The sequence below is a fragment of the Brevibacillus sp. FSL K6-0770 genome (assembly GCF_038000275.1).
GTDB lineage: Bacteria > Bacillota > Bacilli > Brevibacillales > Brevibacillaceae > Brevibacillus > Brevibacillus parabrevis.
Genome location: NZ_JBBOBQ010000001.1, coordinates 1,718,453 through 1,738,899 on the forward strand (window position 1 = coordinate 1,718,453; position 20,447 = coordinate 1,738,899).

The 20,447-nt window shown below is 50.9% G+C and carries 18 protein-coding genes and 1 riboswitch; of the genes, 12 read left to right on the plus strand and 6 right to left on the minus strand.

The genetic code is table 11. The features are described 5' to 3' along the window. Positions 1-3: 3 nt before the first annotated feature. Both uvrC and NST23_RS08445 read left to right on the plus strand, forming a co-directional pair. The gene (uvrC, locus tag NST23_RS08440) at positions 4-1,785 is read left to right on the plus strand and encodes an excinuclease ABC subunit UvrC (protein ID WP_122963183.1); all 1,782 of its coding nucleotides are present in this window, start codon (positions 4-6) and stop codon (positions 1,783-1,785) included. An 86-nt stretch (positions 1,786-1,871) separates the two neighbouring features. Further along, a riboswitch (Lysine riboswitch) is annotated at positions 1,872-2,058 on the plus strand. A gap of 231 nt (positions 2,059-2,289) precedes the next feature. Continuing rightward, positions 2,290-3,531, plus strand: a complete 1,242-nt coding sequence (locus tag NST23_RS08445) for an aspartate kinase (protein WP_122963184.1) — start codon at positions 2,290-2,292, stop codon at positions 3,529-3,531. A gap of 104 nt (positions 3,532-3,635) precedes the next feature. On the opposite strand, the gene NST23_RS08450 is transcribed toward NST23_RS08445, so the two are convergent. Continuing rightward, entirely contained in the window at positions 3,636-4,088 is a 453-nt protein-coding gene (locus tag NST23_RS08450; protein WP_122963185.1) for a DUF2507 domain-containing protein, read from the minus strand. Between the two features lie 325 nt (positions 4,089-4,413). Between NST23_RS08450 and NST23_RS08455 the strand changes: the two genes are divergently transcribed. From NST23_RS08455 to sdhB, 3 genes are read left to right on the plus strand one after another with little or no spacing between them, the layout of a single operon-like run. After that, positions 4,414-5,025: a succinate dehydrogenase cytochrome b558 subunit gene (locus NST23_RS08455; protein ID WP_063227193.1), complete on the plus strand. Its 612-nt coding sequence runs from the start codon at positions 4,414-4,416 to the stop codon at positions 5,023-5,025. Positions 5,026-5,043: 18 nt separating this feature from the next. After that, a complete protein-coding gene (sdhA, locus tag NST23_RS08460) occupies positions 5,044-6,801 on the plus strand; it encodes a succinate dehydrogenase flavoprotein subunit (protein ID WP_122963186.1) in 1,758 nt (585 codons plus the stop codon). A gap of 18 nt (positions 6,802-6,819) precedes the next feature. Next, positions 6,820-7,569, plus strand: coding sequence for a succinate dehydrogenase iron-sulfur subunit (gene sdhB / locus NST23_RS08465; protein WP_063227191.1), 750 nt, complete (start codon positions 6,820-6,822; stop codon positions 7,567-7,569). A 30-nt stretch (positions 7,570-7,599) separates the two neighbouring features. Here the strand turns inward: sdhB and NST23_RS08470 are convergent, their stop codons facing one another. Next, positions 7,600-8,061, minus strand: a complete 462-nt coding sequence (locus NST23_RS08470; protein WP_063227190.1) for a MarR family winged helix-turn-helix transcriptional regulator — start codon at positions 8,059-8,061, stop codon at positions 7,600-7,602. A gap of 192 nt (positions 8,062-8,253) precedes the next feature. On the opposite strand from NST23_RS08470, the gene NST23_RS08475 reads away from it, so the two are divergent. The 7 genes from NST23_RS08475 (at position 8,254) to NST23_RS08505 (ending at position 15,980) form a co-directional block, all read left to right on the plus strand. Then, entirely contained in the window at positions 8,254-12,018 is a 3,765-nt protein-coding gene (locus tag NST23_RS08475) for a S8 family serine peptidase (protein WP_340963522.1), read from the plus strand. Between the two features lie 65 nt (positions 12,019-12,083). Continuing rightward, positions 12,084-12,479 (plus strand): hypothetical protein, encoded by a 396-nt coding sequence (locus NST23_RS08480; protein ID WP_063227188.1) that lies wholly within the window; start codon positions 12,084-12,086, stop codon positions 12,477-12,479. A 79-nt stretch (positions 12,480-12,558) separates the two neighbouring features. Beyond that, positions 12,559-13,017, plus strand: coding sequence for a chemotaxis protein CheX (locus NST23_RS08485; protein ID WP_122963188.1), 459 nt, complete (start codon positions 12,559-12,561; stop codon positions 13,015-13,017). A 145-nt stretch (positions 13,018-13,162) separates the two neighbouring features. Next, positions 13,163-14,026, plus strand: a complete 864-nt coding sequence (locus NST23_RS08490) for an ABC transporter permease subunit (protein WP_229049857.1) — start codon at positions 13,163-13,165, stop codon at positions 14,024-14,026. 34 nt (positions 14,027-14,060) lie between these two features. Continuing rightward, on the plus strand, positions 14,061-14,984 hold the full coding sequence (locus tag NST23_RS08495) for an ABC transporter permease (protein WP_063227185.1): 924 nt from the start codon (positions 14,061-14,063) through the stop codon (positions 14,982-14,984). 460 nt (positions 14,985-15,444) lie between these two features. Further along, a complete protein-coding gene (locus NST23_RS08500) occupies positions 15,445-15,666 on the plus strand; it encodes a helix-turn-helix domain-containing protein (protein ID WP_003387736.1) in 222 nt (73 codons plus the stop codon). A 167-nt stretch (positions 15,667-15,833) separates the two neighbouring features. Continuing rightward, the gene (locus NST23_RS08505) at positions 15,834-15,980 is read left to right on the plus strand and encodes a hypothetical protein (protein WP_340963525.1); all 147 of its coding nucleotides are present in this window, start codon (positions 15,834-15,836) and stop codon (positions 15,978-15,980) included. 19 nt (positions 15,981-15,999) lie between these two features. Here the strand turns inward: NST23_RS08505 and NST23_RS08510 are convergent, their stop codons facing one another. The 4 genes from NST23_RS08510 to NST23_RS08525 form a co-directional block, all read right to left on the minus strand. Next, complete coding sequence (locus NST23_RS08510; RefSeq protein ID WP_340963528.1) at positions 16,000-17,520, minus strand: NAD(P)/FAD-dependent oxidoreductase; 1,521 nt, start codon at positions 17,518-17,520, stop codon at positions 16,000-16,002. Between the two features lie 468 nt (positions 17,521-17,988). Then, positions 17,989-18,717, minus strand: coding sequence for a hypothetical protein (locus NST23_RS08515; protein WP_340963531.1), 729 nt, complete (start codon positions 18,715-18,717; stop codon positions 17,989-17,991). Between the two features lie 900 nt (positions 18,718-19,617). Further along, the gene (locus NST23_RS08520) at positions 19,618-20,037 is read right to left on the minus strand and encodes a hypothetical protein (RefSeq protein WP_340963533.1); all 420 of its coding nucleotides are present in this window, start codon (positions 20,035-20,037) and stop codon (positions 19,618-19,620) included. A 15-nt stretch (positions 20,038-20,052) separates the two neighbouring features. Beyond that, on the minus strand, positions 20,053-20,271 hold the full coding sequence (locus tag NST23_RS08525) for a PLDc N-terminal domain-containing protein (RefSeq protein ID WP_122963269.1): 219 nt from the start codon (positions 20,269-20,271) through the stop codon (positions 20,053-20,055). Between the last annotated feature and the right edge of the window lie 176 nt (positions 20,272-20,447).

A 20,447-nucleotide genomic window follows, 5' to 3' on the forward strand; every position in this document is an offset into this window, starting at 1 on the left:
GCCATGAACCGTTCGTTGAAAGATAAGCTGGCTGTGCTGCCAGAAAAACCCGGCTGCTACCTGATGAAAAATGCAAGCGGGGAAATTATTTACGTCGGAAAGGCTAAAGTGCTGAAAAACCGCGTACGCTCCTACTTTACGGGTAGCCATAACGGGAAGACGCAGCTTTTGGTCAGCGAGATCGTCGATTTTGAGTACATTGTGGTAGCCTCGGCGATTGAGGCGCTGCTGTTGGAGTGCAACCTGATCAAAAAGCATGACCCCCGCTACAACGTCATGCTGCGCGATGACAAGACGTATCCGTACATCAAAATCACGAATGAAGAACAGCCTCGTCTGGAGATTACTCGCAAGGTGCTGAAGGACAAAGCCAAATATTTTGGCCCGTATCCAAACGCTGGTGATGCTTCCGAGGTGAAGAAGCTGCTGGACCGGCTCTATCCTTTGCGCAAATGCCGCAACATGCCCAAACAGGTTTGCTTGTACTACCATTTGGGCCAATGTCTTGCTCCCTGTGTGTACGAGGTTTCGGCAGAGGAAAACCAGCGACTGGTTGACGAGATTAGCCGATTCCTCGACGGCGGTCATGATCAGATGAAGCAGAGCCTGACCGAGAAAATGCTACAGGCGGCAGAAGCGATGGAGTTCGAGCGGGCCAAGGAACTGCGGGATCAGATCAAGAGCATTGAAGCGGTGATGGAAAAGCAGAAGATCACGTTTACCGACACGGTAGACCGCGACATTATCGGCTTTGCGGTAGAAAAGGGCTGGATGTGCATTCAAATTTTTTACATGCGCCAGGGCAAAATGATCGAGCGGCAGACGACCTCTTTTCCATACTATGGCGGCGAAAGCGAAGACTTCATGTCGTACGTCACCCAGTTTTACTACGACAAGCAAAACGCGCTGCCAAAAGAAATTTTGCTGCCGGAGGAAAGCGAGCCGGAGCTGCTTAGCGAATGGCTCGGGGTCAAAGTATTGACACCGAAGCGGAGCAAAAAGCGCGAGCTGGTCGAGATGGCCTGTGAAAACGCGCGCATTGCCCTCCAGGAGAAGTTCGCGCTGATGTCCAAAGATGATGCGAGGACGATTCAGGCTGTGCACAATTTGGGGCACGTGCTGGGGATTGGCGTTCCCCATCGGATCGAGGCGTTCGACAACTCCAACATTCAAGGAACAGAGCCGGTGTCTGCGATGATCGTGTTTACAGACGGTCGTCCGGACAAAAAGGAGTACCGCAAGTTCAAGATCAAGACGGTCGAAGGCCCCGACGATTACGGCTCCATGCGCGAAGTTGTCCGCAGACGCTATTCGCGGTTGTTGAAGGAAAACCAGCCGTTGCCGGACTTGATCGTCATTGACGGAGGCAAGGGCCAAATCAGCGCTGCCATGGACGTCCTGGAGAACGAATTGGGGCTGTATATTCCGGTCTGCGGCTTGGCGAAGGATGAAAAGCACAAAACGGCGCAGCTGATGTACGGCGATCCGCCAGAACCCGTGAATCTGAAGCGGGACAGCTATGAGTTTTATTTGCTGCAACGCATTCAGGACGAGGTTCACCGTTTTGCGATCACGTTCCACAGACAGTCACGGACGAAAACGATGCTCTCCTCCCAACTGGATGAAATTCCGGGCATCGGCGAGAAGCGGCGCAAGCTGTTGTTTACCCATTTTGGCTCGCTGAAAAAAATGCGCGAAGCGACTGTGGAGGATTTCCGGCAGCTTGGGATCGGCGACAAGCTGGCCCGAGAGATCATCACTCATTTGCGCAAGCTGGAATCGTAACGGTTTTGCAAAAAGCGATTGAACCGCTCGGATTCCCATGATATAATGCGTTTCAAACAGAATAGTTAGCCTCACTTCCATTTATGGAGTGAGGTAGAGGCGCGAAAACCATGAGTACCACCTTGAGATCGGGTATCTGTGAAGGGAACGGGAAAGGGGGATTCGCCGAAGTGTGGAGAAAAACCCGTTTGTCTCCATGCTGGGTCTGCATTGAACAAGTGCAGGACTGTCATCTGGCTCTTGACCGGCGCCAGATGGAGAGCTATCTCACGGTGTGTCGATGTGAGCGGTGACAGGGATTTGCCTTGTCATGTGCTGCCATGGACCGCGTGTAATTGGGAGGGAGGAACCGGTATGTCGAAACAGTAGGCAGCGGCAGGTACTTATTCCTTGTCGGTGCCTTTTTTATACAGACTTTTTCCAGTAAAAATAGAGAGATTCATAAAACGGCAGCAAAAGATACATTCTACAATCATTGGATATGAGAAAAGGGAGAGAAGCCGCATGGGGTTGATCGTGCAGAAATACGGAGGCACCTCTGTAGGGACCATTGAGCGAATTTTACGAGTTGCAGATCGAATTGCCAGTTACAAAGAAGAAGGGCACGATGTGGTGGTCGTCGTATCTGCGATGGGCAAATCTACAGACGTATTGGTAGATATGGCCAAACAGATCAGCGCCTACCCGTCCGAGCGAGAGCTGGATATGTTGCTGACCACGGGGGAGCAAGTATCTATCGCCTTGCTTGCAATGGCCTTGCACACGAAAGGCTACGATGCGATTTCTTTGACAGGCTGGCAGGCTGGAATCACGACGGAAGCGATTCATGGCCGGGCGCGAATCAAACAAATTGATTCTGAGCGCATCCAGGCAGAAATAAGCCGCGGACGTGTTGTGATCGTAGCAGGTTTTCAAGGTCTCAGCGACGAAGGAGAAATTACGACGCTCGGCCGGGGTGGTTCGGATACATCGGCAGTTACGCTGGCCGCCAGCTTGAATGCAGACAAATGCGAGATTTTCACGGATGTGTCCGGTGTGTACACAGCCGATCCGCGGATGGTGCCAGCGGCAAGCAAGCTGGACATGATCTCGTACGACGAGATGCTTGAACTCGCGAATCTCGGAGCGGGAGTTCTTCACCCGCGTTCGGTGGAGGCCGCGAAGAAATACAAAGTACGGCTGGTCGTCCGCTCCAGCTTTACTGCCGAAGAAGGTACGTACGTTGAGGAGGTTGCCAACATGGAAACAGGAAGAGTAGTAAGTGGAGTCGCGCATGACGAGGATGTAGCAAAAGTCACGGTTGTCGGTATGCCTGCGAAGGTTGGGACTCTTTCCCGCCTGTTCAATACGCTGGCGGACAATCAGGTGAACGTCGACATCATTATTCAAAGCTCCTATGACGCAGCAGTGACGAATATTTCCTTCACGGTTGCTGCGGATGACTTGAAAAAGGCATTGGACACGTTGGAAAACCACAAAGCAGAGCTTGGCTTCGAAAAAGTCGATTACGAGCAAAACCTGACCAAAGTGTCCATCGTAGGCTCCGGCATGGTCAACAATCCGGGAGTGGCTGCCGAGATGTTCCGCGTTTTGGCAGAAAAAGAAATTTCTATTAAAATGGTTTCAACTTCAGACATCAAAGTTTCTTGCGTCATTCCTGCCGGGCAGACTGAGCTTGCTGTCCGCAGCCTGCACTCGGCATACGGACTCGATGTGGAAGAGACAGCAGTGGTGCACGGAATCTAGGCAGCGAATGCTCCCTCGCCTGTAGGCAGAGGGGGCATCTTTTTGACCTGACAAGACACGCCAGTCCTGACAATTATTGCGCTGCCAATGGTTGGCATGAAGGATCACTTTGGAGTATGGGCGCGTATCATGATCGTAGAACTACTCTCGACCTCTAGCCGGGCAAAGGTGTCTTTTCCTTTCCATTGCTCAATGCTGCCAGCAATGATGCCTGCTTCGAGCGACAGGGAGCGGCTGAGGCGTTCCGGTGTTTGGTAGTTGTGGATCGTATGGGTGAGTTTGTAGACGATGGTTTCGGCAGACTCTTCCAAAAGATCAAGCTGTCCCAATCCGAGGCGAATAAAAGGCATAATCGGACCTGTGGAAGACTGGATGGGGATTTTTCGCCCGAGGTCTTTTCCCAGCCAGTACAAAATTGGACTCTCGCTGTCTCCGAGCAGGCTGTTCGTCAATGTCTCGCGTAGCAGATGGTAGCCGAGGTAGGGCATGTTCATTCTTTCCGCTACGGGAATCGTTTGCGGCGGCAACAGTGCTGCCAGCTGATCGGTTTGGTTCATGGCGCTTCCCTCCTGTTTGTAAGAGAGTATGAGAGAAGCCCGGACTCTATGACCGATTCATAGAAAAAATAGTGAAATTGAACAAAGTTATTCTATCAATGTATTTAGTCTATTGATTGTCTTGACGCTCTCTGTCGACAAGAGTACAATTGGATTTGGTCAAAGTTTTGCCCAACTTTTTTTCGTATTTTGACACATTCCGACAAAGTTAGGCGTGAGAGGTTCTAACGGCTTTTTGGCATGTCTAATAGGGTAGGCAATGGGTTAGGATATGGGAGAAAGGTCCATAAAAGAGCGCTACATACACTGAAAGGGGGACCATTGTATGGCGAAAGGCCATAGCTTTCTCAGTCACAAGCTGCACTCACTTCTTGGTTTGTTTCCGATCGGGCTCTTCCTGCTGTTTCACTTGACAGCCAACTATCAAGCGACCCACGGAGCAGAAGCGTTCAACCAGACTGTTGGTCTGATTGAAAAAGTTCCACTTCTCTTGATCGTTGAATTCGTTTTCATCTACATCCCGATCCTGTTCCACGCTATTTACGGTCTCTACATCGCATTCCAGGCAAAACAAAACGTGGGGAACTTCAGTTACTTCAGAAACCAAATGTTTCTGTGGCAACGCCTGACAGGAGTCATTACCCTCATTTTCATTGTTTGGCATGTGTGGTCGACACGTATCCCGAAAGCGATGGGTGTAACCGTAAATTTTGACATGATGGCTGACATTCTTAGCAGCCCAGCAATGATCGTATTCTACACAATTGGGATTATCAGTACGGTTTTCCACTTCTCCAACGGAATCTGGTCGTTCCTGGTTCACTGGGGAATTACAGTTGGACCACGTTCCCAACGAATTGCAACATACTTCACTATGGTCGTATTCGTAGTTGTAACCTTCATCGGATTGCGTGCGATGTCGGCTTTCATTCTGTAGGGATAGGGGGACTCAATCATGGCAAAAGGTAAACTGATCATTGTCGGTGGTGGTTTGGCCGGCTTGATGGCTACCATCAAAGCAGCAGAAAAAGGCGTTCCCGTCCAGCTGTTCTCCCTGGTTCCGGTAAAACGTTCCCACTCTGTATGTGCACAGGGCGGTATCAACGGCGCGGTAAATACCAAAGGGGAAGGCGACTCCACTTGGGAGCACTTTGACGATACAGTATACGGCGGAGACTTCTTGGCAAACCAACCGCCTGTAAAAGCAATGTGTGATGCAGCACCTGGAATTATTTACATGCTTGACCGTATGGGCGTTATGTTCAACCGTACAGCAGAAGGTCTTCTGGACTTCCGTCGTTTTGGAGGAACCAAGCACCACCGTACTGCGTTTGCAGGCGCGACTACCGGTCAACAATTGCTGTACGCTTTGGACGAGCAAGTACGCCGTTATGAAGCAGAAGGTCTTGTAACCAAGTACGAATATTGGGATTTCCTCGGAGCCGTTTTGGACGATACAGGAACCTGTCGCGGGATTACCGCGCAAAATATGCGTTCCGGTGAAATTCAATCCTTCCGTGCAGATGCTGTCATTCTGGCAACAGGCGGACCTGGTATCATCTTTGGTAAATCGACCAACTCGATCATCAACACGGGTACAGCAGCGTCTGCGGCTTACCAGCAAGGCGTTATCTACTCCAATGGTGAGATGATCCAGATTCACCCGACAGCGATTCCTGGCGACGACAAACTGCGTCTGATGTCTGAATCTGCGCGCGGTGAAGGCGGACGTGTATGGACATACAGAGACGGTAAACCTTGGTACTTCCTGGAGGATAAATATCCTGCATACGGAAACCTGGTGCCGCGCGATATCGCGACTCGCGAAATCTTCTCTGTCTGCGTAGACATGAAACTGGGTGTCAACGGCGAGAACATGGTATACCTCGACCTGTCCCACAAAGATCCAAAAGAGCTGGATGTAAAACTGGGCGGTATTATCGAGATTTACGAAAAATTCGTTGGGGATGACCCACGCAAAGTACCAATGAAGATTTTCCCTGCGGTTCACTACTCCATGGGCGGTATGTGGGTAGATTACAACCAGATGACCAACATTCCTGGTCTGTTTGCAGCGGGTGAGTGCGATTACTCCCAGCACGGCGCAAACCGTTTGGGTGCAAACTCCCTGTTGTCCGCGATCTACGGCGGTATGGTTGCCGGTCCGAAAGCTATCGAGTACATCAAAGGCTTGAACCAATCTTCGGACGACCTGTCTTCTACTCTCTTTGACAGCTACACAAGCAAAGAGCAGGCGAAATACGACGGCATCTTGAAAATGGACGGAACAGAAAATGCTTACCTGATCCACAAAGAGCTTGGCGAGTGGATGACAGACAACGTAACGGTAGTTCGCTACAACGACCGTCTGGAAAAAACAGATGCCAAGATTCAAGAGTTGATGGAGCGTTACAAAAAAATCAACATCAACGATACAAACAAATGGAGCAACTCCGGTGCTTCCTTTACCCGTCACCTGTGGAACATGCTGGTTCTCTCCCGCGCGATCACAATCGGTGCGCTCATGCGTAACGAAAGCCGCGGTGCTCACTACAAACCAGACTTCCCAGAGCGTGATGACGAGAACTTCATGAAGACAACCATGGCGAAGTACAACCCGGAAACAACTGCGCCAGAGATTTACTATGAAGACATCGATGTTTCGTTGATTGCACCACGGAAACGTGACTATACGTCTGACAAGAAGCACTAAAAGAGGAGGAAACTGATCATGGCAGAAAAATTGATTCACCTGATTATTACCCGCCAAGATAGCCCTGACAGCACTCCATACAAGGAAGAGTTCAGAATCCCGTACCGCCCTGGTATGAACGTCATTAGTGCACTGATGGAGATTCAACGCAATCCGGTCAATGCACAAGGCCAGAAAACCGCTCCGGTAAACTGGGAATCGAACTGCTTGGAAGAAGTATGTGGTGCGTGCTCGATGGTGATCAACGGTAGACCACGCCAAGCTTGCTCGGCGCTGGTAGACAAATTGGAGCAGCCGATTCGTCTGGAACCAATGAGCACATTCCCTGTACAACGTGACTTGTCGATTGACCGCAGCCGCATGTTCGATGCGCTGAAACGCGTAAAAGCGTGGGTTCCAATCGATGGTACGCACGATCTGGGACCAGGTCCACGCATGCCGGAAGTTGAGCGCCAATGGGCGTACGAGCTGTCCAAATGCATGACGTGCGGTGTTTGCCTGGAGGCTTGCCCGAACGTGAACTCGAAAGCCGAGTTCATTGGACCGTTCGCAATCTCGCAAGTTCGTCTGTTCAACCAGCATCCAACTGGTATGATGAACAAGCATGAGCGTCTGGAAGCACTGATGGAGGATGGCGGTATCGGCGATTGCGGTAACTCGCAAAACTGCGTGCAAGCTTGTCCAAAAGGCATCCCGCTCACCACTTCGATCGCTCACATGAACAAAGAAACAGTCAAACATGCTGTGAAGAAGTTCTTCTTCTCCTAAGCTGTTGTCAAAAGAAAAGGCGTGCGCCGGTTACCCGGAATGCACGCCTTTTTGTCTTGCTTCCTGGACAGCCGCAACTGCCAGTTTTTCAAACATGTACACGAACTGCTCCCATTCCTCATCCGTGAAATGAGCAAACAGTTGCTTCAACGCCTCCAGCCGATTTTGCTTGGCTTTGGTCAAAATGCTTTTTCCGTGATCCAAAAGACTGATGTACACGACGCGCCGATCTTCCTCATCGCGGTCGCGGCTTACGTACCCGTGCTTGTCCAGGCGATCAATCATGGCAGTGATTGCGCTTGGTTTGACATTCATGGAATCGGCCAATTCTCCGACGGTGCATCTTTGGCGTTGCTCCAATTGATGGAGAATATAAAACTGCGGTCCGGTCAAACCTGCCACAGGCTCGGCCAACTGTGACCCAAGTGTGCGCATAATCGTGCGGAATGCCTCTTGCAGGCGATCTATTGACTCAGGGGAGGGGGAAGACATGCTGAATTTCAGCTCCTTACAGCATAGTAGCAATATAGTAACGAGGAAGTTTCGTACAGGAAATATTTAACGTAATTAAATATAGGCCGAATCACCTGATTTGTCAACCTTACGGCAAAAGACGAGAATACCCGAGCGGTTCCCAGTGAAAACTGATACATAATGGGTGTACTTCCAACAAGGGGGCAAACGATGAAAAAACAGGTGATCAGCTTAGGGTTAGCGTTGGTTTTGCTTCCCGTAACAACCGTGAATCAGACGCAGGCAGACGTGTTCGCTTCTGGCGACTCCGCTGTTCTGCCGCGTGTGGTCATGCAGGATTTGGCGGAAATGAAGCAGCCATTACATACAAGTCATTCAGCAGAGACGGCAGGGAGCGGACAGCGGGCAAGCAGCGCCAATGAGTGGCAGCGCTCGGAGTCGGTTCCACTGGGCGAACAAGCTGTGCAAGCGCAAGTGTCCACCCTGGAGATGATCGAGGCTGGCCGTGCCTGGCAGGAAGCAGGCGTCAAAGGGGAAGGGATGCTCGTCTCCGTCATCGATACAGGAGTGAACCCGCGCCATCCTGACTTGCCAGCGCCGCACGACAAGCGGTTGGCGGTGCAAAAGTCCGGTTCGGCCCAAAAGGTGATTCCAGGCTTCAACTGGGCGGACCGCAACCAGACGACGGAAGATGTCGCCGAATCCCAACACGGCATCCACGTGGCCGGGATCATCGCCGCCAACGGGAAAATCAAAGGAGTTGCACCGGAAGCGCAAATCATGAGCCAGAAAGTCTTTTCCAACTATCAGGGGGAAGTGCCCGGCCTCAGTGAGTCCATCCTGTTTGCGATCAACGACTCGATCACGAAAAAAGCGGACGTCATCAACCTCAGTCTCGGCTCCTCTGCCGGATACGTGGATGAGTCAAACGTCGAGCAGATGGCCGTGAAAAAAGCCGTCGACAATGGCGTGATCGTCGTGGCTGCTGCGGGGAATGACTCTTATTTTGGCAGTGACAAAGTTCGGGCGCAAAACCCGGACGTGGCGATGATCGGTTCTCCCGGGCTCAGTCCGGACGCGTTTTCCGTTGCTTCTGTCAACGCGACGACACTTGCGGGCAACAGCTTTTCCGTCCAGGGTGTATCAGGGCTGGAACGAGTCGTATACTTGCCGGGGCACGTGGAGAGCGGGGCCGCGCTCAATCCGGTCGTGTCTCTCCTGAAGCCGTATCCGCTCGTCTACATGGGCAAAGGCAAAAAAGAAGACTACAACGTCTCGGTCAAGGAAAAAATCGTGCTGCTGGAGCGCGGCGACATTTCTTTTGACGAAAAGCTGCGCCTGGCGAAAGCGGCGGGTGCTGTCGGCGCGATCATTTACAACAATGAATCAGGGCCGCTGATTATAAGCGCGGAGCATTTGAAGCAAATTCCTGCCGTCGCTGTGCTCAAGCAGATGGGGGAGCAGCTGGCGCAGGCAGTGAAAAAAGGCAAAAAAGTAACGGTCACCTTCAATGGCGAATACGCGCAAAATCCGATGCCGTACCCGGATGGCGGAACGATTTCCGGCTTCTCCTCCTGGGGACCGACTCCCGATCTGCAATTCAAGCCGGAGATTGCGGCACCGGGCGGAGGCATTTTGTCGCTTGTGCGCGATTCGGAGTACGCCGTGAAAAGCGGAACCTCGATGGCGACGCCGCACGTGGCGGGCGGGATGGCGCTGCTCAAGCAAGCGTATCAAAAGCAAGGGCGCAACCTGCAAGGACGAGCTTTGGTGGAAACGTTGAAAGCAGCGGCGATGAACACGGCCGAGCCGGTGCTCGATCCGCGAGGGAGCGTGGCTGCATCTGACAAGGCCAAGGTGAAAAAGGTTCCGTACAGCCCGCGCGTGCAAGGAGCGGGCTTGATGCAAATCGCCAAGGCGATCCAGACCCCGGCGGTAGTCGTAGACGCGAAAGGAAAAGCAGGCGTCTCGCTCGGAGAGATCGGTCAGACGACGACATTTTCGCTGTTTGTCGATAACAAGTTTGGGAAAAAGCCGCTGACGTATCAGATTCAAGATGAGTACGGCGTCATGACCGATTTGCGCAAGGATGGCCTGAATATGCTTACGGAAACCGCTCTGGAAGGGGCACAGCTGCGTTTTTCCGCACAAAAGGTAACCGTGGAGCCAGGGAAGCGAGCAGAGGTCAAAGTGACGCTGGCGATTCCTCAGACAGCAGCGCGCAACCAGTTTGCGGAAGGGTTCATCGCCTTTTTGCCGGAGGAGAAAGCGTTGCCTGTCTTGCGCGTGCCGTATTTCGGCTTTTTCGGGGACTGGGATGAACCGCGGATCATGGATCAGCCCGTGTGGGAGGCTGGCAGCCAGGAAAAGCGCACGGGCGTCAAAACAACCTGGTTCCACGATAAACGCAATGACAAATGGCGTTACCGCGATTATTTGGGCGTGACGGGTGCCAAAGATGACGGCACGGCACAGATTGATCCGAACCAGATTGCGTTTTCGCCAAACGGAGATGGACACTACGATATCGCCGCTCCTTCGATTACGTTTTTGCGCAACGCCCGTCAAGTGATCGTGGAGGTCATCGACCAGTCAGGCAAGCCGGTACGGACACTTGTGCGCGATGAAAAAATCAGCAAGTACGACCAGTCCAAGCTGGGAACGCCTTATTACTACACGGAACGGGAAGCGTGGAGCTGGGATGGCAAAATCTTTTCCCCGCAAAAAGGCAGCTATGTGCAAGCACCAGACGGCGCGTACCAGTTTTTGATCAAGGCAAAGATCGACGGCCGGCAAACGAATTGGCAGACGATGACACTGCCGATTCGCGTAGACACGAAACCGCCTGTCGTAACCGCGTCTGTCTCCGGCAACAAAGTGCAGTGGAGCAGCCGGGACAAAGATGTGCAAGGCTATTTACTGTACGTGAACGGCAAGAAAGTAGGAGGGCCGTACTCCCCGAAAATTACGAGTACGCTGGTCAACCAGCCGGAGAAAAAAATCAGCGTAGTGGCCTTTGACTACGCCGGAAACATCGGTGTGGCGAATGTAAACGGCAAGAGCGATACGGTGCCGCCGTTCGTAGAATTTCCGGATGACCTGTTCAGCTATTTGAAAATATCGAAGCAGCCGGATGTCGCCTTGCGCGGGAAGGTAGCAGGCGAGGAGCTGCTCGACCGAGTTCGTTTATCCATCAACAAAACACCTGTGAAGCTGGAGGCAGACGGTTCGTTCGAAACGATCCTGAGACTGCAAGAAGGATTGAACTACGTCGTCTACAGCGCTGCTGACATGTACGGCAATACAAGGCAGTTCACGCAGCGCGTCATCGTCGATACAAGCCCGCCGATGCTGCAGCTGCAAAACGACGGCTCCGAGGACATTCAGTTTGACCCGGCAACGAAAACGATGCTCGTGCCGATTCGCTTCATGTACCGCGATCAAACGTACAAGGGGCAGGCGAGCGTCAACGGACAGATCGTTTCCAACTTCGAGGAAGACCAGCTGGAAATACCTGTGCACAAAAATTTGACGCACGTTTTGCCGATGAAGCAAGGAGAGAACCGCGTCCTGATCGAAGGAAAAGACGGGGCAGGCAATCAAAGCTCGCTGCTGCTATACGCGTACGTGGATGCAAGCGCTGGAACGGTCGTGCTCACCTTGGGAGAGCAACGGCTGAACTATCGGGCGAGAACGGTAGCCGCGCCTACGATTCAATTGATGAAACAACAAGTGGAGAGCCAGGAAGGCGAGACGCTGCCGATCGAAGGCAAGGTGACAGGGGCAGGCCCCGTCCATGTGCAAGTCATGTACAAAGAGCAGCCGATTGCTGCGGATGTGAATGACCGTGGAGGGTTCCGCCTGGTGCTGAATCGGGTGGAGGAAGGGAAGCAAAAGCTGACTGTGATCGCAACCGACTCGCTGGGACGTGAAGTGCGCGCCGAAATGAACGTGATCGGCAAAAGGAAGCAGTAAGGATGGCCCGGCGTAGCGAATTATCGCTGCAGCCGGGCTTGCTGCTTTAGGGGGAAACAAATTCGATGTTTTATCACGGAATCAAGTGGGAATATGTTAGAAAAGAGTATCCACTGCTCTCGCCCAGACGAATTGCCGGGAAAAACGGCAAGGCGCAATGCATGGATCGGCTGCACCTGCTTCAGCAGTTCGGACTGGAGCCTGTCCATTTGCTCGAAGCAGACGATAGCTATCCGGATGAGCGCTGTATAGCAGAGTGTCTCGCATTTGGCGATACTGTTTTTGCATTTGAGCGGCTCAGTTTGCCGATGTGGCAGCTAAGCCGGCATGAGGTAGGCGTAGAAGTGTTGGATCTGCGTACGTGCTCGGCTATCTATACCAAAAGGCATGATGCAAAAGTATGGGAATTATTTCCGGGAGTTCGGCGGATAAGTGACCTTTTGCCTATGAAGTTTTTGTGATAGTCTTGCATCTGCCAAATATCGACATTATGATAGTCCTATAGCAGAGATAATTGCCCGGGAAAGGAAGAGATCGCAAATGATAGTCAAATACCTAGATCCATTTCTTGAATCAGCCTCCTCTGTGATTCAACAGGTATGTAACGTAGGCATTTCGCGTGGGGAATTGGCTGAGAAGGAGTGGAGCAATGCGGAGGGTCACACCTGGATTCGGATCGGGATGACAGGGCAATTGCAAGGAGACGTGTTTTTTGGTCTGCAAGAGGATTTGGCTTTGCGCATTGTCTCTGCCATGATGGGTGGTTTTCCGGTGCAGGAGATGGACGAGCTGGGGAAGAGCGCCATATCCGAGCTGGGGAACATGATCTCAGGCAACGCCAGCACCTTGCTATCCAATAACGGTGTGATTGTCGACATTACGCCTCCGTTGTTCGTGCATCATCAAGATTTGAAAGACGTGACGGGAACAGCGCTTACGGCCCCTCTCGATCTGCATGACATGGGCCGATTGGAAATTCAAATTATCGTGATCCGGTAAAAGGCGGCAGCGGCCGTCTTTTTTGTTTTAGAAGGAGAAACGAATCTATTGTCTGAAATATAAAAAAACATAAAATATTTTTTGATTGTATAGATGATTTTTTTTAGATGGTGTATTGTTGGAATTAGTAAGGGGGTAGGAGTGTTTGTCATATGTAAAACAACTGCTTGGGATGTTCTTCCTGGTCATCGTCGTCTGTGGCGGGCCATTTATGCTATATACGGTCAAGGAAGAGATCGTATTCGCACCGGAAGAAATCGTTGTCCACTCTGTCTTTTTGATCCAGCAGATCGCGAGTGGTTCTCTCGGCACCTACTACTTGGGGGAAAATGAGAGAAGCATCGCGGAGGATATCGTCCCGTTTGCCATGAATACGTTTAAGCTCTTGTTTTCCAGCGTCAGCATTGCTGTGGTGGCCAGTCTGGTATTCGGCTTGTTTTTGCAACGCTTTCGCATGGTCCGCCAGTTGCAAAAGGTTCTGAATCTTGTTGCCACGATTCCCGATTTTATTCTGATTTTTATGTCGATTTTGGCAGCAGTCGGATTTTACAAGCTGACGAATATTCGCATCATCACCTTGTCGCCTACCAGCGACTCCGCCAATGACTGGTTCCCGATGACGCTGCTCGCGATCGGGCCAACGATTTTCCTGATGAAAGTAGTCAGTCTGAAATACGTGCAAATCGGCGGCGAAGATTACATTAAGACAGCGCTTGCAAAAGGGATGGGCATTTGGCATGTACTGACCCACCACGTATACAAAAACATCAAGCCGTTTCTCGTGGCCGATTTGAAAAAGACGATTGCGATTACTGTCGCAAACTTGTTCATCGTGGAATATTTGCTCAACGTCGTCGGTCTTACCCGCTTTATTTTCAGCAAGGACGGGGGCTATCAGTTCAATGCCGCGGTCATGGGGCTGCTGGGCATCATTTTGCTCTCGATTCTGGTCTATGTGCTCATCCGCGCGGTGCTGTACCTGTTCGAACGGGTAGCCGTGTACAAATAACGCGATGTTTCGTCGTAACGAGTGAGGTTTTTCTATGCAAAAAGGATTCAACTGGTCTTTGTGGACGGGGAGCATCCTCGTGGTGCTGCTCCTGATCCTCGGTGTGCTCGGGCCGTATATCGCTCCTTATGAGCTGGACTATCAGGAAAAGCTGCGCAACGAGGTCGTAAACGGCAAAACCATCATCATCGCACCGCCATTGCCGCCGTCTGAGGCTCACTGGCTGGGAACGGACAAATGGGGATACGATCTGCTCACACTGTTGTTGCACGGCGCTCCTTATACTGTTTTTGTCACGCTGGCGGTGGCTGCTGTGCGCCTGTTGATCGGGACGTTTCTCGGACTGTATATCGGCATTCAGGACAAGCCGCAGCGCTGGTGGCTCGCCATCGAAAACGCCTGGAGCTACATGCCGATCTTCATCCCCGTCTACTTTTTGCTCAAAGGCATCAATATCAATCCATTGACGCCGACATCGACGCTTGTCCTGTTTTTCATCGTGCTTGTCGGAGTGCTGGGAGCGCCTTCTGTGGCTTCTTCCATTCGTCAAAAGACAGAACAGATCAAGGAATCGCAATACGTCCTGGCGGCTACCTCGTTGGGAGCGGGACGCGAGCAAATCATTTTCCGGCATATTCTCCCGCACTTGAAAGAGCAGATCATTATTATTTTGGTGACAGAAATGGTCGCCATCATGACCTTGATGGGACTTTTGGGGATGTTTGACCTGTTTGTCGGCGGGACGAAAATGACGATGGACCCCGTCCTTTTCCACTCGATCACGCATGAGTGGGCTGGGCTGCTCGGAGCGTACCGGGGGTTTGTTTACAGCAATTACACCTGGATTTTCCTGACGCCGCTGGTTGCTTTCGTGATCGCAATCGGTTCGTTCACGCTGTTGGCGAAGGGATTGCGCGAGAAGTTCGAACAGACGTATCATCGCACGCCGTTTATTTGACAGTGGATGGCAAAGTTGGCAGCCCCGATCGTGATGGATCGGGGTTTTTGGTGTGGCTGTGCGCCCTGCTGGAACAAGCTTGCGAAGAACGCGGAAAAAGGAGGGGGAAAGAAGGGAGCAGCACACATGCTATGTGAATAGACTGAAGTGTCGGGGGCGGTGTTGGCCTTTGGGTTCCGGCGCCAGCCTCCCCAAGCGGGCAAGTACGCAAGCCTGTTTGGTCAAAGAGACAACCGGCAGACTGCCGACCAACATGATTTTTTCGGAAGTGGCGGGGATGGCTGGAGATGTTTCTTGTGTGGTGTTCGGAACCCATTGCCCATTTTGTGAATAGGATGTAAGGCAAAAGCCTAAAATCCTTGAAATTCCGGCACCATCACCCACCCCCCATCATAGGATAAGGTGACTCTGTAATCCCTCAACCTTGTTCCTGTAGAGCCCACAAGGAGGGGTGGCACGATTGAAGGGTAGCGACCAAACCAAGCCGTTGTTAACGAATCGCGAAAGAGAAGTGTTTGAACTCTTGGTCCAAGATAAGACAACCAAAGAGATTGCCGGACAACTCTTCATCAGCGAAAAGACTGTGCGCAATCACATCAGTAATGTCATGCAAAAATTAGGTGTCAAAGGTCGATCTCAGGCAGTAGTCGAACTCGTTCGACTTGGTGAACTAGAGATTTGAACCCAGTCCACCCAGCCTCCCTTTTCTTCCCATGGTCGGAAGGGAGGGTTTTTTATTTTTGGGGCGCATTTTACAAGCAGGAGCACTGGCCTGCTGAGCGCGAAACACGGTTTATTCCGCCCACTCTCCGTGGTGCGAACCGGCGTGGCTTTGAAGAGTTGCCTGTTGTGCGGGAATGGCGCGGGCCGATGTTCAACTCTGTGCTTGCGACTTCCCATAAATATGGCGGGAGCAATGCCAGCATGCTGGTTGCCAAGAGAGCGGGCAGTGGATTCAAACATCTGAAAAATCCGGCACGAAGCCGGGTAGCCTAGCAGTATCTATTACTGTTTTTCAATGATGGGAGTCGGAAGCGAACAGACTTGGCACCTTTTGATCAAATGCTAAAGTAAAGGAAGGAATCAACTCATTGATCCTCTCTTGCAGATGTGTCGCATCGTGCTCTCCCAGTTCCGCTAAAAGTTGTGTTTCTTCGCGAGATTCATCTCCGGTTAGCAACGTAGTTAGCGTGCGTTGGTTAATGATTTCCTGAGGGGAAAGGACTAATGCGTTCATCATCACATATTGCTGGAACATGGAAAGGTCATGATTCTCCATGGCCTGCTTCACGGCTGTTTTGAGGTATAGATCAAAGTATTTCTGAGCGAATGCCACCCCTTTTAAGGGGATAGCGCCTTCATGCTCCACCCCGTTCCAACGTAAATCGGCAATCGCACTCAACCACCAGGCAGGTTCAATGGCTTGTTGCATCCGTTGCAGCACCTTGCGTTCGAAGTCAGGTTGAAGCAGATCGCCTTTCTGTAAACTGATGTCCAACATTTCGGCTTCAATCGCAGCTACCGTCATGCCTTGCCCATAAATAGGGTCAAAGTTGCAAAATGCATCTCCCAACACCAGCAGTCCCGAGGGCCAATTTTCCATTTGCTCATAATGCTGCCGCGTCGATTCTTCTGCCCGAAAACCACGGGGAGCGCCGATTGGCTCCAACTCTTTGATTAACTCCTTCAACATGGGAGTAGACAAGGAGTACAGCTCTTTTTCATATTCTTCCGGGGCTGTTGGGGGATATTGTTTCCCTCCCGCACGAAACAACAATGCCTGCGCTATGTTATCCTCAATATACAGCAGCCCCACCGCACCCTTGTTGTTAGCAGGATCTCCTTCTGAACTAGCCGACAATTTTTCTGTAAGATCGGCAGGGACTCGGTAATGTCGGGTACTGTACCCAAAACGGACTTTTAAGCGCTCAGGCTCTGGAACAGCATATCCCAGCGCTTCCAGCCATTTATTGAGCTTCGATTGACGGCCGCATGTATCCACTACCAGATGAGCGGCAACGGTTCGCTCCTTGTTCCGTTCCTTTCGTGCGTGAAGGCGAACACCGACAACTTGCCTGTGATCTTCCGAAGCAAGCAGTCCTGTCACTACTTGTTTCGTTACAAAGCGTATATTGGGAATCTTTTGCACACGCTGGCGAATCGTCCATTCCAACAAGGCCCGACTGCTAGATGCATTTTTTTGGCTGCTAACCAATTCAAGTTTTCCATATGCAGTAAATCGGGTCATTTTGCTATTTTGCACGTTACATGCACCGAGATTCAGTAAATCATCGATATATCCCGGGAACAAGCGGTTCATAATCAAATCCCCACGCGGCAGCACACGATGAGGATGAAAATCCTGTGGGGTACCAGGACGAGTAGATGGCTTTTCTGGCAGCTCATCTTTTTCTACAACCATGACTTCCGCAAAATGACCGGAAAGAACGCGGGCGGCTAGCAAGCCTGCAATGCCGGCTCCAATTACAAGTGCTTTTTCTTGCTTTCTTTTGTCAGCTTGCAGTTGTTTGTTCATAGCTTGTTTCCTCCTTAAAATTGATTCGCAGTTCGCCGCGATTCATTAGTTGGAGTTGCAGTGTTTTCAGCAAATGTATCCGAAGCCATACCAGACGTGTTAGTTTGATGCTTCTAATAAATACTTTATGGACAAAAAAACGTTCTATGAACAGCATCTGTTTATATTGCCTGATCCGAACAGAAGAAATATGAAAAGCGGTTGAGCAAAAGAAAGAGAGAGTATTTGAGGCGGAAGAGTTGGAAAAAGTACTTCAACAACTGGGCAAAATGACTTTTCCTTTTCCTATAACGAACTTGCTCTGGCAGCGGGATGATGAAAAAGTGATATGGAAAGAAGATGCTCAGAGGGCAGCGAAGTGAGCCAAAAAGAAACAAGCTGATGTCGAATGCACGTCCGACGCCAGCTTGTCCATTGGCTGCATGTCATGTGTCTATTGCCCATGCATGCGGCTTTCCGTGTTCTGTTTTAGCTAACACGCTTGATCAGATTGTTTGATCCTTGCGAGCGAACGATGATCCATCCGCTTGGGAGAGGCGAACCTAGCAGTACCCATTGCTCATAGCCAATCGGAGCGCTCGCAATATTTTTAATGTAGCGCGTATTTCCGTTAGTTCTGGTGATGACCCATCCGGCTGGAATAGGCGAGCTAAGCAGGACCCAGCGTTCGGTGCCAAAAGGAGCATTATTGACGTTCTCGATGTAATTCGTATTTCCGTTGTTTCTGGTGACGATCCATCCGGTTGGAATAGGCGAGCTAATCAACACCCAGTGTTGAGCGCCATAAGCCGCGTTATTGACATTTTGGATGTATTTGGTATTTTCCTGGTATCTCGTCACGATCCATCCAGTCGGGATCGGGGAGCCTCCCAATACCCATAGTTGGGCATTAGCGGGTGCATTGTTCAGGTCTCTGATCAGATTCATGTTTCCTTGATTTCTGACGATGACCCAACCGCTTGGAATGGGCGAGCTAATGGTCACCCAATGCTCTTCGCCGTATGCTTTGTTTGCGATTGCTTTAGCGGACACTTTGGAAGGAGACTGCTTCGTTTTCCCGTCTTCTTTGCTGAAAGCGGATGCGTAAGCGGTCGTTTTTGCCTGGGGAGATGGCGTTGCTCCATGGGCTTGCGCAGCGAGAGCCGATACGGCGACAACGGAGCTTAATGTCAGGAGGAGCAAAGATTTCTTAAACATGAACATCACCTTTCTTGATCATAGTAGATGGCGTTTGGACAATATCATCAAGTGGAAGTCAACGGTTGTGATGTTAATTCCAACATTTACCATTTTAAAGCACGTTCTTTGCCTTTACCTTAGGAGATACTGTCGAATCATGGAATTAATTTACAATATTTTGAACGAGTGTAAAAATAAATTAGCGCTCGAAACATGGTAGAAACAAGTTTGCTGGTAAAAAAACGCTAACCTTGAAAGCAGTCGGTGGTCGCCACCAAATATAAAAAAAGATCCCCGGAGAAATCCGAAGATTGTTGATGGATTCGCTATTAAGGTGTAGTGCGCGTAATGACATTGCCATGCCGATCCTTTGCCGCTCCATTGACAAAGTTTACGTATTTCCCTGGATCTGGGGTGTTGCTTAATTTAGTGTTCATAATCAGGAGCGGATGGTCAGGATCTGTCGTATCCCATGCCAATGAGGTAACAAAAGCGGAAGGATTCCACACTGTGCCCTTCATGCCAAAGAAAGCTATGACTTTTTTCGGGTCTATTTCAGCGATGGTGTCATCGTCGAGCGCTTTGTTGAAGTGGATGATGTATCGCGGGAGGGTACTATTCTCCGCGATCGTGCCAATCGCTGGGCTGGTATCGCTATTCTGGCCTTGTTCCCTCCGGTTATTTTGGAGGGATTTCGTTCGAGCCTACGCCGTGCGGGCGACTTTCATAGCACACCGCGTTCCATCAACGGATAAGAGGTCGTTTTACAACGGGCGAATTTAGCATAACGAAGCGAACATTCAGTGTCGTCTAGCGAAAGTTAGCAAACTTGGACAGACTGGGCTGGCCAGGGCAGCGGAGACAGAACGAGCCTTTAGAAAAAGGCACTCATCTCCTTGCATCGAGAGAGAAGAAACCTCATTTCTTTTCCTGATCTTCCCCAGGATTTTCATGCAACCCGACAATCTCAATCACTTCCGCTACAGCTACTTTTCGCGCACCCTCCATGAAATACCCGACAATTCCTGGCTTGATGCGATAGATATGGACGGTTTGGCGCATCTGCGGGAACAAAATCCACATGCGGGCCGTTCCTTCTGCCGGGACTGGAGCAGTCAGATCGCGGATGACATCCCCGTCCGGCGTCTCAAACTCAGGGTGGATAGCGAACAGCTCGATTTTTTCATTGTCGCCGGCATAAGAAAAATCGCTTCGATAGCCTTGAACAGGCGGCAGCTTTCTCCCGCTCTCTGCTTCCGAATAAAAGCGATACTTGACCCGGAAGTCAGCAGGATGCCCCCGCCAATCCTCGTAAGGCGTCCACACAGTCGCCGTCATGAGCAGCTTCCCCCTCTATGGTTCGTCTTTGCGAATAATCAGGTACACAATCAGCCCGATAATCGGGAAAAATAACAACGCTACCAGGACGATAATGGAAAATTCCTTGCTGTTGCCTCTGCGCCGCGAATCGCGATAGCCCCAAATACTGATCACGATGTTCAGCACGTTCAGGAGCACGATTACCAACAGGGGCAGAAGCATGAAAAAAGAAGAGTCACCGATGCTAACCAATGCAATCACCTGCTTTTTCATTATAGCGCTTTTATGAGTATACCAAAAATTGGGATATTGCTCGATGTTCGTGCATGCAGCCCGCACTACAGGCAATTGCTCTCTCTGTACCGTTTTTGATACTCGCTTTTCTTGTCTTCGATCAACGGGAACCTGCGAGAGGCCAGCTTGGATAA

Coding starts and splice junctions, on each gene's coding strand:
- NST23_RS08480 (WP_063227188.1), top strand. CDS start 12,084: ATGTTTTATCACGGAATCAAGTGGGAATATGTTAGAAAAGAGTATCCA.
- NST23_RS08515 (WP_340963531.1), bottom strand. CDS start 18,717: ATGTTTAAGAAATCTTTGCTCCTCCTGACATTAAGCTCCGTTGTCGCC.
- NST23_RS08495 (WP_063227185.1), top strand. CDS start 14,061: ATGCAAAAAGGATTCAACTGGTCTTTGTGGACGGGGAGCATCCTCGTG.
- NST23_RS08520 (WP_340963533.1), bottom strand. CDS start 20,037: ATGACGGCGACTGTGTGGACGCCTTACGAGGATTGGCGGGGGCATCCT.
- uvrC (WP_122963183.1), top strand. CDS start 4: ATGAACCGTTCGTTGAAAGATAAGCTGGCTGTGCTGCCAGAAAAACCC.
- NST23_RS08470 (WP_063227190.1), bottom strand. CDS start 8,061: ATGTCTTCCCCCTCCCCTGAGTCAATAGATCGCCTGCAAGAGGCATTC.
- NST23_RS08475 (WP_340963522.1), top strand. CDS start 8,254: ATGAAAAAACAGGTGATCAGCTTAGGGTTAGCGTTGGTTTTGCTTCCC.
- NST23_RS08510 (WP_340963528.1), bottom strand. CDS start 17,520: ATGAACAAACAACTGCAAGCTGACAAAAGAAAGCAAGAAAAAGCACTT.
- NST23_RS08485 (WP_122963188.1), top strand. CDS start 12,559: ATGATAGTCAAATACCTAGATCCATTTCTTGAATCAGCCTCCTCTGTG.
- NST23_RS08455 (WP_063227193.1), top strand. CDS start 4,414: ATGGCGAAAGGCCATAGCTTTCTCAGTCACAAGCTGCACTCACTTCTT.
- sdhB (WP_063227191.1), top strand. CDS start 6,820: ATGGCAGAAAAATTGATTCACCTGATTATTACCCGCCAAGATAGCCCT.
- NST23_RS08445 (WP_122963184.1), top strand. CDS start 2,290: ATGGGGTTGATCGTGCAGAAATACGGAGGCACCTCTGTAGGGACCATT.
- sdhA (WP_122963186.1), top strand. CDS start 5,044: ATGGCAAAAGGTAAACTGATCATTGTCGGTGGTGGTTTGGCCGGCTTG.
- NST23_RS08450 (WP_122963185.1), bottom strand. CDS start 4,088: ATGAACCAAACCGATCAGCTGGCAGCACTGTTGCCGCCGCAAACGATT.